The 12,944-nt window shown below is 54.8% G+C and carries 11 protein-coding genes; 1 reads left to right on the top strand and 10 read right to left on the bottom strand.

Annotation, left to right across the window (positions count from 1 at the left end):
- The first annotated feature begins 10 nt into the window (after window positions 1-10).
- Window positions 11-1,672, top strand: a complete 1,662-nt coding sequence (locus ACRANW_RS08030; protein ID WP_479431302.1) for a glycosyltransferase family 39 protein — start codon at window positions 11-13, stop codon at window positions 1,670-1,672.
- Window positions 1,673-1,696: 24 nt separating this feature from the next.
- Here ACRANW_RS08030 and ACRANW_RS08025 read toward each other — a convergent pair whose 3' ends face one another.
- The 10 genes from ACRANW_RS08025 to ACRANW_RS07980 form a co-directional block, all read right to left on the bottom strand.
- Window positions 1,697-2,716, bottom strand: coding sequence for an FkbM family methyltransferase (locus ACRANW_RS08025; RefSeq protein WP_479431301.1), 1,020 nt, complete (start codon window positions 2,714-2,716; stop codon window positions 1,697-1,699).
- A gap of 43 nt (window positions 2,717-2,759) precedes the next feature.
- Complete coding sequence (locus tag ACRANW_RS08020; RefSeq protein WP_479431300.1) at window positions 2,760-4,100, bottom strand: hypothetical protein; 1,341 nt, start codon at window positions 4,098-4,100, stop codon at window positions 2,760-2,762.
- Window positions 4,097-4,513 (bottom strand): GtrA family protein, encoded by a 417-nt coding sequence (locus ACRANW_RS08015; protein WP_479431299.1) that lies wholly within the window; start codon window positions 4,511-4,513, stop codon window positions 4,097-4,099. Before ACRANW_RS08015 ends, ACRANW_RS08020 begins: the two co-directional genes overlap by 4 nt.
- The gene (locus tag ACRANW_RS08010; RefSeq protein ID WP_479431298.1) at window positions 4,510-5,472 is read right to left on the bottom strand and encodes a glycosyltransferase family 2 protein; all 963 of its coding nucleotides are present in this window, start codon (window positions 5,470-5,472) and stop codon (window positions 4,510-4,512) included. The genes ACRANW_RS08015 and ACRANW_RS08010 overlap by 4 nt, the downstream gene beginning before the upstream one ends.
- Window positions 5,465-6,568 (bottom strand): GumC domain-containing protein, encoded by a 1,104-nt coding sequence (locus ACRANW_RS08005; protein WP_479431297.1) that lies wholly within the window; start codon window positions 6,566-6,568, stop codon window positions 5,465-5,467. Before ACRANW_RS08005 ends, ACRANW_RS08010 begins: the two co-directional genes overlap by 8 nt.
- Window positions 6,565-8,478: an SLBB domain-containing protein gene (locus ACRANW_RS08000; RefSeq protein ID WP_479431296.1), complete on the bottom strand. Its 1,914-nt coding sequence runs from the start codon at window positions 8,476-8,478 to the stop codon at window positions 6,565-6,567. Before ACRANW_RS08000 ends, ACRANW_RS08005 begins: the two co-directional genes overlap by 4 nt.
- A 137-nt stretch (window positions 8,479-8,615) precedes the next feature.
- On the bottom strand, window positions 8,616-9,275 hold the full coding sequence (locus ACRANW_RS07995; protein WP_479431295.1) for an HAD family hydrolase: 660 nt from the start codon (window positions 9,273-9,275) through the stop codon (window positions 8,616-8,618).
- Entirely contained in the window at window positions 9,272-11,137 is a 1,866-nt protein-coding gene (locus ACRANW_RS07990; protein ID WP_479431294.1) for a thiamine pyrophosphate-binding protein, read from the bottom strand. Before ACRANW_RS07990 ends, ACRANW_RS07995 begins: the two co-directional genes overlap by 4 nt.
- Before the next feature lie 2 nt (window positions 11,138-11,139).
- Window positions 11,140-11,931, bottom strand: coding sequence for an aldolase/citrate lyase family protein (locus ACRANW_RS07985; protein WP_479431293.1), 792 nt, complete (start codon window positions 11,929-11,931; stop codon window positions 11,140-11,142).
- Between the two features lie 85 nt (window positions 11,932-12,016).
- On the bottom strand, window positions 12,017-12,925 hold the full coding sequence (locus tag ACRANW_RS07980; RefSeq protein ID WP_479431292.1) for an NAD-dependent epimerase/dehydratase family protein: 909 nt from the start codon (window positions 12,923-12,925) through the stop codon (window positions 12,017-12,019).
- Between the last annotated feature and the right edge of the window lie 19 nt (window positions 12,926-12,944).

Below are 12,944 nucleotides of genomic sequence, written 5' to 3'. Positions count from 1 at the left end.
GACTTTTCCCATGAAACCAATCGCCGCGCCAAATCCGATGGGGCGGCGCGGCAAAGGTGCCATCCTGCTTGTGGTGCTGGCCTTTGCAGCGGCGATAAGATGGTACGGCGCTGATTTCGGACTTCCCGCGCTTAACGATCCTGATGAGTTGATGTTTGAGCTCGGCGCGGTGCGTATGCTCACCACCCAAACTATCAATCCAGGCTGGTTTGGCCACCCTGCGACAACGACCATGTACGTGCTCGCGTTCGTCAACCTTGCGGTTCTTGGAATCGGCGTGTTGACGGGACAATATGGTGGGCCGGCGGATTTCATGCAGGCGGTCTATTCCAATCCGGAACTGTTGATACTGCCCGGACGCGCCGCGATGATCAGTTTCGGCGTTCTTGCGGTTTGGCAGACATGGCGCATCGGCAGATTGCTGCGCCCCGGTGAGCAAGGCTGGCGGATCGCTTTGTTTGCCAGCCTGGTGCTCGCTGTAAGCCCTGTGTTTGTGCAATATTCGCAGATCATTCGTTCAGACATGATGGGCACTGTATTCACGCTCCTGTGCCTTGGCGCAGCCCTGCGGATTGCAGATGAAGGGCGGCGTGCCGATTTTGCGTGGGCCGCGCTGTGGCTGGCGCTAGCAGTCGCGTCAAAATGGCCCTTTGCCATTGCTTCCCTGTCGGTTGCGGGGGCCTGGTTTCATTTTCTACGCACACATGGCACGGGCGATTGGCGCAGGCAGTTTGTGCATATCCTAAGCTTTGCAGTACTCGCGCCGCTGCTGCTTATCTTCATCTCGCCATACCTGGTTCTTGCCTTTGATACGGTACTGGTAAACCTGAGCGGTGAAGCGCGCCCTCGCCACCTCGGTTCAACGGGTACGGGTTTTATCGGTAACGTTGCTTGGTATTTTGGCGGGCCTTTGCACGCCGGGCTTGGAACCGGAGCGTTTGCTCTTGCCGTCGCAGGACTGGTCATGATGGTGCGCGATGCGCGGACCCGTTGGGTGCTGCTGCCCTTTCTTGCTGTGCATTTTGTGATCATCTGCCAACATGATCTTCGCTGGGAACGCTGGGTCGTGCCAATGCTGCCAATCGTGGCGCTCGCCTTTGGAATGGCCGCAGCGCGGGCCTTAACGGCCATGGAAGCGCAGCCTCGTTTTGCGCGAGGTTTTGCTTGGATAGTTCTTATTGGTATCCCGCTTTCGCTCGTCCCGGCGACCGTCAACGAAGCGCAAGCGCGGATGAATGACACTAGGCAGCAGGCATCCCGCTGGCTGGACCGCCGCGCCAACCCAACCGCAACAATAATGATTGAGAACTTCGCGTTCGACATGGTGCACCGCGCACCCACTGTCTCGTTCCCGCTGGGCGACATTGGCTGCGTCAATGCCCAAGCGATGATCGATGGACGGATTGATTATTCGCTAGTGGAAGGCGCGCGCAAAGGTCGTTCCAAATTCGATTATGGCACGATGGAAACGGCGGTCCGGCCAACGTGCATCTCGGATTACCATATCGTGACCGAAATGAACCGTTACGCCGCCGAGCGGACAGACTTTGCGAAGGAATATGCCGCCTACGCTGCCCTTCTGGAGGACGGCGACATCATCGCCACCTTCCGGCCCGAAGACGGCGTCAGCGTAGGGCCGGTGGTGAACATAATCGCCCGCCGTCCTCAGTAATGGTATAACGCCATACCCAAAGGGCTAAGCGGCTGGCGGGTCGAAAACCAGCAAGGGTACATCGGAACCGAGCTGTGGCACTTCACGGTGCGTATAGCCAAATTGCTGCAAATCCCTCGCAACCTTCCCACTGCTGAGCTCGCCATCGACAATATGCGGCTCCATCACGATCTTGGGTCGAAACCGCGCAAAAAACACCTGATCGCCGAAAATGAAGGCTTCACCGCCTTCAATGTCTGCCTTGATATAGTCCACTTTCTGCAGGCCAAGTCGATCGGCCAGAGTTGCCAGCGTAAATGACGGGACCTGCACCGTTTCCCCTCGCCCCGCACCGACAATGTCGGCCGCAGACGATCCCACGCTACCTTCGGCCGAAAAGGTCAGTCCATCGTCGTCCTGCCAGACTGCACCGAACACCAGTTCGACTGTCTGCGCGGTAATGGAATGATAGAGCGCCAGATTCCGCTCAACTGCGGCCAGGTTCTGCCGGTCAGCCTCGACTGCTACCACGCGTCCTTCACTTCCTACGACATCTTTGAATGCGATCGCGCTCAGGCCGGAATAGGCACCCAAATCAATCGCGACATCGCCATGCTTAATTTCGCCGAGTTCGATGTATTGGCGAGTGGTCACAAACGGCTCTGACAGAGACGGAAACAAGATCGGATGGCGATCATACTCGAACACTTCATGAAACGAAGGTCGTGAGTAATCGACAATCTGGTCTCCACCGACCTGCGCAGGCTTGATGGAATCGAAATAATAATCAAAGGACCCGATAACGTCGAAGGCATAAAGAATATGACGTCGCGATAGTCTAACGACTTTGTGGCCCCTTCTGATTTCAATAAGTCCACCAAATGTTTTGGCACTTAAGTCATGCTTGCTCGCAGCCATCTTTATCGCAAGGCCTCCACCGATCGCGAGACTTGCTGACCGCAATTGCGGATTTCGTCTCAAAGCGTCCTTAAGACGCTCTGCAAGACCGGAAGACGAGGCAGACATTACAAAAACTCCATTTTTCAATACCAAACGCAAGATCATTTAGAACTGTTCAAAGCCATAAAGTTTTCAGCATTTCACGATTCTAAACTGCATTTGGCAACGGTGCAGACGTATTTACCCTATCCATCACCCTGACGCCGCTGCGCCAGAGATCCGCAATCGTTACCAGCGACATTGCCCACGCAACCGACATAATGAGCAAGGGCCTTACTAATGGGCCAAGCGAAATATCGAACGAAATCAACGTCACGGTTTCAAAAAAATAGGTCGTTCGGGGCACTTCAGGAAGGCTATCCAGTGGAATATCAAACGGCATTCCAAGGATATAACACGCAACAATGGCCCACTTTCGGCCAAACCCCCTCCACGGTTCAGTCAACACAAAAATGATGAAAAAGACTTGAGTATACATACCGGACTCGGCTGAAATCAAAGCCATCAATGTGCCCAAGCAGACTGCACGGTAATTGGTGAAAAGGCCTGGGCGGTACCAGATGGCAACCGCAGCCGCGATTATCAGAAATTGCGTAAAGCGGAGTAGCAACGGCAAAACGACCTCAAGGATCTGCACCCACCTTGACCCGATTATCGAACCTAAAGGGAAGGTACCAAGTTCAATCACCGAAAGCAGAGCACCATAGGTCATGGCATGCCAAGCATCGAGGATCTGTGATGGCGCGCCTTGGGAGAAGGTACGGATGTTTGCCAAGATCTCAAATGGCGTACCATATCCAAAGATTGCCAAAGACACGAGATAAACAAGTATTGTAGAAATAACGAAACCCTCAAACCATAACCACTTTTTGCGGAGAAGAAGGGCAACGAAGGTTCCAATGAGATAGACTTTAAAATTTATGGCAAGAGCACCGAAAAACCACCTCAAACGCGCCGACTTCAAAATTGGACCCAGAGCCAAAAGCATACACGTGAACGCAATCATCAATAGATTACCGCGCTCCAGCGCGTCTAGCATCGGCATTCCCAGCGCTACACAAATGGTGCGCGGAATAGCCGTTGTTTTATCCAACTGGCGTAACATCTTTAAACTCAGAAAGAGATTAAGGCAAAAAATCGCCAGCATTGATGTCAAAGAAAGCCAATCACACCCACGCGCATCCAGTCCCGCGCTTGGGTCAAATGGACGTATTTCGGGATAACAGTAACCGAGGCTGAAAAGTCGAACAAACAGAAAGGAGAGCGGCGGATATATGGTGCCCCACGTGTCGAAGGCACCTTCCTGACGTGACCAAAAGGCCGTATTGAACCAGTCTGCAAACGTATCGGAAGGCTCGTAGAAGAACGGCGCAGGAAGGTAGCCGTTGCGCATCACGTGGATAAAGCAATATCCGATGCCCAGCATGATCGTCGCTGCGAGCAGCGACTCCAAAATCGGCAGACGTCCCTCACCTCTATGACCTGTCATGAGGCGTTCACGCCTTCCGGCTCAGCAAGATACCGGAACACCCATTTATTCAGCACGAAGAAATTGAAGATCGAAAGGACAACTGCGGCCGCAAAACCTGCAATATAAGGCGATGACACGATTTGCATCGCCAACCATAGCAGCAGAACACCCACGCCGTAATTCACGATATACGACACAACAAACAGCAGCTTGCGGCCACGCCTTTCCGAAAAAGCGATGCGGTCGTATGTTACGAAATTGAAGGCCACACCAATCACGTATCCGATTGCCTGGGCAACAAACACTTGCAGGCCGAGCCAGATCAAGCTTGCAAACAGCAAGTACCCAAACGCCAGATTGAGCGCCGCAGCCGAATAATAGCGCGCGAGTCGAAGCCACTCACTGCGGGGCGGAAGACGCTCCATAATCATGCTTCGGGCGGGAAATTCACCCGTTCCCGTTCCAGCACCAACGCCTGGTTACGAGTTCGCTCAGAAATGAGTTTTATCTGCACGCCGATCAAACCGAGAAAACCGAAGATCATGCAGAATTGCGCCTCAATGGCGGCAGCGAATAGCCAGAGCTGCACCGAGCGGCCGAAGACTGCAGCAAACACTGCGCCACCAAGGCAAACCAGGGTCAACAGTCCCATGAAAAAGGCCACATACAATGGGGCGCGCAGCAGTTTCTTTGATGACCCCGCAAGGCCGTTGAGCGCGAAGTCGAGCAGTGTAAAAAAATTGTTGTTCGACTTCCCCCCACCACGCGGCGGGCGCGCGTAGGGGATCGTTTCGATATCGAAGCCAGTTTCGACCAGCAAGCCGCGGAAAAACGGCTCGGGCTCGTTCATGGCCTTGATCGCCTCCACAACCTTGCGATCATAAAGGCCAAAGCCCGTTGCGTTGGGGATTGTCTGATAGTCGCCAAAAGTTTTTTGGAGCAGATACGACAGTTCCCGTACGCCGGTTAAAATTAAGCCCGATTTTTCCGACTGGCGTACGCCCAGCACGATTGGTGTACCGCTCCGCCAGCGTCGGACGAACTCCGGCAGAAGTTTGGGGGGATCCTGAAAATCAGCACACATCCCGATCACGGCTTTCCCGCGTGCTGCGTAAATCCCATGTGTGGGCGATCGCATTTGCCCGAAATTTCGACTGTTGACGATCAGCCGGATGCGCGGGTCATTCGCGCACATCGCACGGATCACCTCGACGGTGCGATCGGTTGACGCATTGTCGATGAAAATGATCTCGAAACTTTCGGCATTCAGTTCGAGCTGTTCAATAACCGCGTTGGCAATCAGCGGCGCGTTACTTTCTTCATTGCGGCACGGAATCACCACCGAGATTTCGGGCACCGTCAGATCAAGCTCGATGCGCTGATCAAGCACTTCCGGGCTCCTTGAGACGCTCAGACCGCGGTGCCCGTACACGATAAGCCTCCATCGCCATCCAAAGCAGAAAAAAAGCAATGCCGGCAGCCAGGGCCGGCAGCCAATATTGCCGCTTGGTAATCACGTGCGGCACCTCGATGATCCGCATATTGGCGTCGGCAGTAAGGTCTTCCACCGTGGTGCCCCGCAGAAATCGCAGATAGCCGTTATAAAGCGACTTGGCGATTTCAAGATCACGTTCCAGCCGGTAGAGCTTGCTGGAATCTTCAACAACCTGCCGCACATTCTGCTCGCCATTGACCGCAACCGACCTGTCATCAGCCAATTGCCGACGCAGCGCGCTGAGTTCGGCTTCGATTTGGCGGACGTTCAGGTTGCCGTCAGCAAAGATTGCGCGTGCCTTTGAAAGATCAATTTCTTTCGCACGGATAAGGCTTTCCATAGAGTTGACCCGGCTTCCAATGGAATCAATTCTGCCGCGAGGGTCGGGGTAGCGGTTCTGTAGGCGAAACGCATCGTAAGCAGCTTCAGCCACGGCCAGCTCCTCGGAGGCATCCTTGACCAACTTCGTCAGGATCTCGCGCTTATATGCCGTTTGCCGCCGCGCCACGCGCGCCAATTCCGATTCGATCGAGATTTCGAACGCGCCAACAATCTTCGTGGCGAGTTCCGGATCGGTGGCCTGCATCTCAATCAGAATGATGCCGCCTCGCAGTGATCTCACTTCGACCTTACGGCGCAAGTAGCGCTGTAATTCGACACGATTTTCGATCCCCAGATCGTCCGCCAAGGATGTCTTGCTTATCACCAGATCGCGCACAGCATCGCTATTGCCAATCCGAAGTGCGACCTCGACTGCGGCCTGATTGCCAAAAATATTACCCGCCGCCCCAAGCTGACCCAATGTCCCCGCAAGTCCCAGCGCCTCACGATCACTTGGCGTAAAGGACGCTGTAGCCAGATGGCGTTCAGGAAACAGCGTAAGAAACGCTGCAACTCCCACAAGGCTGCCGAATACAGCCGCCCGCCCGCCGAATGTCCGGAAGACGCGCAGATTCACAACGCGGCCCATCAAGCTGTGCGGACGGTTCATCGAAGCGACTCAATAACTGCTGCGGTCAGGCCAAGCTGGAAAACCACTCCGGCGATATCACGGATCTGCGCCCAGATATCATTGGTCCGGGTCCGCACAGGCATGAACACCACATCACCAGGCAGTGCCGGTTGGTTCAGCATCCCACTCGAACGCGTCACGACCTCGCCATTTGCTCTAACAACAAAAACGCGGCGGCGATCCGCCGAACGCAGTGGACCGCCAGCCTTATCGATATATTCGCGCAGCTTGAGCCCGTTTCCCTCGACAAGGAATGATGCTGGCCGATACACGGCGCCAAACACTCCAATCGTGCTGGGGCGTGCGGGTACGACAATGCGGTCATTCTGTTCGAGAAGCGTCGCTGTTGGCAGCACGGTGGATTGCGGGGTCAGATCAAGGACAATTCGACCATCGGGTTCGCGCTCTTCAAGCAAATCGAGCACCTGCTTGGCGCTCTCCGTTTCGGCCGCGCGGCGCGTTGCACTTTGCTCTGTTCCACCTTCAAGTGGGGCAGCGGCCAGAGCGAAACGGAATTGCTCCAATGCCTCGGTGTACCCTCGACGCTGCTGCTCGCGCACGGAGTAACGCTCCAGCCGGGTGCCAAACAAATAGCCGCGCTCTGTCAATCCGCCAGCCATCTGAAGCACTTCATTTAGCGAGGTGTTGGGCGCTACGTAGTAGTTGCCCGGCCGCGCAACTTCGCCTTCAATCCGTACAACCAGGGATTGTTGTGCGATCGGCTGGATGAGCGACCCAACGGACAAAACCTCGATTATGTCGCCGCCAATGACGGGCTGAGAGCCGGAGTCAGTAAAGTTGACCGCAACAGGGCCGGCATTTTCCGGACCGGAATTGCGGTACAAGATCAACCGGTCCTTTTCGCCCAGGACATTCGCGCCGCCTGCGAAGCGCAGTGCATCGGCCAAAGTTTCCCCGGGACGCATTTCGTAGATTGCTTCTTCCGAGACGCTGCCGATAACGGCGACCTGTTCTCCGGCTGGCGAGATGAACAGCACATCCTCATTCTGAAGCACGATGTCGCCATCGCGGTTACCGCCGCGCAGCAACCGATAAAGGTCGAAATCACCGACCTCACGCCCGTTTCGATAGACCTTAACCGAACGGAAACTTCCGCCGGCGTTCGGGCCACCTGCCTGCAGCACCGCATTGGTGACTGTTCCAAGACTGGACAATGAGAAGGCGCCCGGATTATTCGCAAATCCGGTCACATAAACGCGGATGCCCCGCAAAGCGGCAATCGTGACGTTGACATCAAAGAAACGATATTCAGAGCCTATCGCCCTGAATAACGTGGAGCGTAGATCGGCATAACGCACACCGGCAACCTTTACGGTACCAACACTCTCAAGATATATATTGCCATCATTGTCGATTTCACGCTCAACAGCACCATCAACGGCTCCGGTGAGGTACAATACCACGGTATCCCCTACGTTGAGACGATAATCGGGAGGAACGGTGGCCGTGGCCGGCGCTGCAAAATCCCGGCTCGCATCGAGAAGCAGTTCCTGGCCAAAAGGGCGCAATTCGCGCCCGGTGACACTCTGCACGTAAATTTGAAATTCGTTGGGTTCAGGCGGGGGACGCAGCCGATTGTTGCGTCCTAGCAAATCAGACTCGCGATTCTCTCGGTCTCGTTCTTTGCTGGACTCTAGCCGTAAAGGATCAAAAAGCGGCGACTGCCGTATTTCGGATTCACGGGAGTCACGGTCTTCTCGATTTTCGCGAGAAGGTGGCGCTGAATTTTCTTCATCGCGAGGTTGTTGAGTTTCACTGCCTGGAAACTGTTGTGCATTAGCAACATCGAAAATTGGCAACAGCGCCAGCAAGACCATTGCCGAAGCAATAACAGATAAACTTCCGATAGTTCTTAAAAATCTGGTCATGGAGCTTCTTACTAAAATTCAACGTCTTACGCGACTAATTGAAATGATTTTGCAAAATCCGAAACTAAGTCCCTCGTTGGTACCATGGGGCATGGCGAGCAACAAGCAAGCCACTCAAGCGTTCCTTGCAGGCCACATCAAATTACCGGCTCTGCAGCAATTCTCACCAATCCGCGGGCCAACGCGCCGAAATCATTGTGGACGCTACAATTCCGCGGCTTCCACCCTGCCGCAGCATAGCCATACGTGAGGAAATGGAACGGTATGCCGCGGGCCGAAGCAGCCTGATGATCGACCTCACTATCTCCGACAAAGACACAACGTGATGGATCAGCGCGAAGCTGGAGCAGAACCAAATCAAGCAGATCTGTTGCAGGCTTTGGATTAAGCCCGGCTCGACCGCCAACCACTACGGTAAAAAACCCTTCTAACCCGATATCGTTGAGCACCTTCTCGCACAATTGCTGCGGCTTGTTCGAGCAGATCGCCAAAGTGCAGCCTTCGGCTACCAGCATAGCCAGACTTTCAGCAACATTCGGATATAACGCATCCACGCAGGTTGTTGTCGCAGCATACCGTTCGCGAAACTCGAGCAAGTCCTGCGCGGGGTCAATGCTAGCCGCGCCTAACAGGCTTGTAACCATCGCTTCCCCACCGCGATTCATGTAGCCGCGCGCATAGTGGATATCGATCACATGATCGTGCCCGCGTGCGATGATCATGTCTTGCAGGATCGCGCTACAAACGCCGCAGCTGTCGACAAGCGTGCCGTCCAGATCGAATATGATCGTCTTCATTTCCGAAGAGTCTCACATGGCTCCATTGCCTCTGACAATTCTTCGTCGCTAAGAAACGGCAAGAGATCCTCAAGCGGCGAGGACACCATCGACCCATCCTCCAAGCGTCGCGACGAAAGCTTCGGTGCAAATTGCTGACGTTTGTCGATGATGACCTCGCACAAATGCGGGCCGTCACTATCAAGGGCCGCGCGAATGGTGGGCGCCAGTTCGTGATCCTTTCCAGCAAACGAGGACGGGATGCCAAAACCGGCGGCGAGCCGCTGGAAATCGGGGAATGTCAGCCCACTATCGGGGCCGCAACCCACTATATTATCAGCAAAATGGTTCTGCTGCGCCTGCCTGATCGAGTGATATCCGTCATTGTTTAGGACGAAGATCTTGATCGGCATATTGATGCCGACAATGGTCTGCAATTCCTGAAGGTTTTGCATGATCGAACCGTCGCCAGCAAGGCAGATGATGCGTTTGGCACCCGCGCCGCTGGCATACCAAGCACCAATCGCTCCTGGTAAGTCATACCCCATCGAGGCACAGCCCGAATTGGTATAGAGACGCTGCCCAAGCTTGATCCCGGCAACCTGGAAAACGGTAACGCAGGCTGTACCATCACCGGTTACGATGATGTCGTCTTCGTCCAGTTCTTCAAACAGCACATGACCGAAAGTGTAGGGATTGATCGGCCCCTCGGGCGCGGCATATTCGGGCAAAAGCACGGGATATCTAGCCGCACGAGCCTTGCTCCGATCCAGATAAAGCGCGCGCGCATCGGCGCGATCCTCACTTGGAAGAAATGTCTTTGCAGCCGCCACAAAAAAATCGCGCAGATCGGCATGAACCGGACGATGCAAGGTCAGAGTAGGCTTGGCAAGTTCAGCGCTGTCGATGTCCACCATCGCAACCCGCGCATTGCGGGCAAAGCTCTGCCAGTTGTAGCTGACCTGCCGGACATTGCAGCGGCAGCCAAGCACTAGCACGTAATCAGCAACTTGGACCGCGAAGTTTCCGCCGCGATCACCCACCGATCCGGGACGTCCGATGTAAAGCGGGTGCGAATTGGGCAATACGTCGTGCGCGTTCCATCCGGTGACCACCGGCACCCCCAGACGCTCTATAAAAGCGAGGAACGCCTCGTGCGTACCTGACAAACGAATCCCGGTGCCTGCGAGCACCACCGGCCGTTCTGCCGAACACAATTCGGCAATCAGTGCCATCACCTCGGCATCTAGCTCATCACCCGAGAGCGCTCCGGTCTCAGCTCGGGTGTTAGGTGCCTCACCAGCGTCGTCATCCGCATCAGGATCGTAGGGCGCGAGATCATCCCATTCTACCGGCGCCGCCTGAACATCAATTGGCACATCAAGCCATACAGGGCCAGGCCGGCCACGCAGCGCCAGCGAAAGCGCCTTTTCGGTCACTTTTCGCACGTCGCGAGGATCATCGAGAACTACGGCATATTTGGTGATGGGCTTCACCATTGCCACAATATCGACTTCCTGATCGCCAAGCTGGCGCAGCGGAATATCATATCGGAATGCGCAGGTTTCGCGCTTAACCTGTCCTGAGACGATAACCATAGGAATGGAATCGACGTAGGCACCATACACACCGTTAAGTGTGTTAACTCCGCCTGGCCCAGTCGTGACGTTCACGAGCGCAGGGCGCCCGCTCAATCGTGCAAAGCTTTCCGCTGCGATCGCCCCACCCTGTTCGTGGTGCGTGTAGACCTTCCGCATTCCGGTCTCCCGGCCAAACGCGTCGTTGAGATACATTGCGCCCCCGCCCGTAAGCATGAAACACGTATCCACTCCACCTTCGGCCAGGATTTTGGCAACTGCATCGGCTACACGCATCTTCGCCATGCTCAAGCTGCCTTCGCGCTCTGGCGCTTTTCCATCATGGCGATGCGCTGTTCATCTTCAGAAGCGATCGTCTGATAGTAATCGCGCTTATTCTTGAGCCAAAGCAGCTCAAACTCGATCGCGAGTTCAATGCCGTGCGCGGCGTCATCGCCGTCAAGGATCGCGGCATCGAAAATCACCTTCCGGGTCTCGAATCGATCAAGGCGGACTTCGCGGACCTTGCGCAATGGATTGATTGAATCTGGGCTCACACCGCCGCCAACAACCAGTTCAAGATCGTGGCGCTTAGCAACGCTAGCAACATCGCAAACGTAAGAAATCATCTCGTCCGTATTCACGAAATCGCGCTGACGGCCCATGGAACCTGCAAAGTCGACCCGGCCAAAAACCATGCCGACATTGCCCTTCCGAGCCACTTCGCCCAGCGCCTCAAGCTCGTCATAGGTTTTGCGAGTTTCAACGTTGAACAGGAAACTGACGTCGCCTTGTTCGTCCTTCGGATAGAACTTGTCCTTGCCAGCCACATATTTGCTCAACGCATAGGGCGTTTCGATCATTGGAGCGATGATGTAATCCGCGCCATACAGACGGCATTCGATCAGATCCCGGATTGCCTCGCATCCGCCAATCTTGATACCTACCTTGACGTTGGCCTTACGTGCAATTTCCAGCAAACGAAGCAGTTCATCGACTCTGGTGCCTTCCGCTTCAAATTCCGCCTTCACGGCAACAACTCCGTAATCAGCGCGGGCACGGGAAAGTATATCCAGCATCTGCTTTTCGTAGGAATTCACTGTACTCTCCTTTTGGTACTACGCATTGGCCAATTCACGGGACCCAAACATGATTCTGTATAATTTCTGGTCGATTATCAGAATTCTACAATGATTGCCGGATCCATTCGACGGTATCGCAAACTTGTGTCGCTGGATCCGCGAGTGCGAGATCAAGTTGCATGGCAAGCACCTTGGTGTCTTGTGGACAGCCAAGATAGTCGGATCGGCTGGAAAAGTTCAATTCCGGCCGACGTATCGACACATGCGATCCGATTTGAGCTGCAACCAACTCTGCAATATCGGTCATTTCCAAAACAATGTTCCCACACAAATCTACCGGTGTAGCCTTGCCATAACGACCTCGTGACGCTCGCAGGATCAAACGGCACAGATCGGTCACGTGCAGCAATGAACGAAATACCGGTTGACTTGCCTCAATCTGAATCGCGCCTTGCGTTAGGGCTTGCACCGCGAAGTTCGAAACAGCGTAAGCGTGGTGTTTGTTGATATGCGGACCGGTGACATTAAAAATTCTCCCGCATAGCACGGGCACATTACGGGTAGCGCCATAGCCTAAGAACCGCACCTCTTGCTCAAGCTTCATCATCCCATAAGGATGCAAGTCAGAACCGACTTCAGCCATGTGTGCAGCGCCCGACGAAGCGATGAACAAGCTTGCCGGAGCAACCGCATCGATGGCTTCAAACAACGCCTGGTCAATCGCATCATTACCAAATCGGAACGCAGCTTCTCCAAGCTCTGTCACCTTGTCTTTGGTAAGATAGGCCAGATGAATCACGTGCGAACCAGCAACGTCTGCAGGGCCAATCTCGCTGAGAGGCCGCACCGGGAGTGACGGGCCGTTTTCGACCGCCATAATGCCGGTGCGAGAGCCGAACAGCAAGATTTCCTGCCCTGTTTGCTGCCCATCGCGCGCATCATTGCTGGTCAGCAGATCGAGCAATGCTCTGCCGATCCAGCCGGTTGGCCCGGTGATGACCCAGCGTTCCATACGTTGCGCCTGATTGCTC

This window comes from Erythrobacter sp. 'gip.4 top 5', from assembly GCF_056495765.1.
The sequence above is the reverse complement of the archived record's forward strand: the minus strand, read 5'-3'. Positions and strand labels throughout refer to the sequence as shown.

What these genes read in the sequence shown, in the direction of transcription:
- ACRANW_RS08020 (WP_479431300.1), bottom strand. Translation starts at nt 4,100, where the DNA reads ATGACAGGTCATAGAGGTGAGGGACGTCTGCCGATTTTGGAGTCGCTG.
- ACRANW_RS08030 (WP_479431302.1), top strand. Translation starts at nt 11, where the DNA reads ATGAAACCAATCGCCGCGCCAAATCCGATGGGGCGGCGCGGCAAAGGT.
- ACRANW_RS08005 (WP_479431297.1), bottom strand. Translation starts at nt 6,568, where the DNA reads ATGAACCGTCCGCACAGCTTGATGGGCCGCGTTGTGAATCTGCGCGTC.
- ACRANW_RS07980 (WP_479431292.1), bottom strand. Translation starts at nt 12,925, where the DNA reads ATGGAACGCTGGGTCATCACCGGGCCAACCGGCTGGATCGGCAGAGCA.
- ACRANW_RS08025 (WP_479431301.1), bottom strand. Translation starts at nt 2,716, where the DNA reads ATGATCTTGCGTTTGGTATTGAAAAATGGAGTTTTTGTAATGTCTGCC.
- ACRANW_RS08000 (WP_479431296.1), bottom strand. Translation starts at nt 8,478, where the DNA reads ATGACCAGATTTTTAAGAACTATCGGAAGTTTATCTGTTATTGCTTCG.
- ACRANW_RS07990 (WP_479431294.1), bottom strand. Translation starts at nt 11,137, where the DNA reads ATGGCGAAGATGCGTGTAGCCGATGCAGTTGCCAAAATCCTGGCCGAA.
- ACRANW_RS08015 (WP_479431299.1), bottom strand. Translation starts at nt 4,513, where the DNA reads ATGATTATGGAGCGTCTTCCGCCCCGCAGTGAGTGGCTTCGACTCGCG.
- ACRANW_RS07995 (WP_479431295.1), bottom strand. Translation starts at nt 9,275, where the DNA reads ATGAAGACGATCATATTCGATCTGGACGGCACGCTTGTCGACAGCTGC.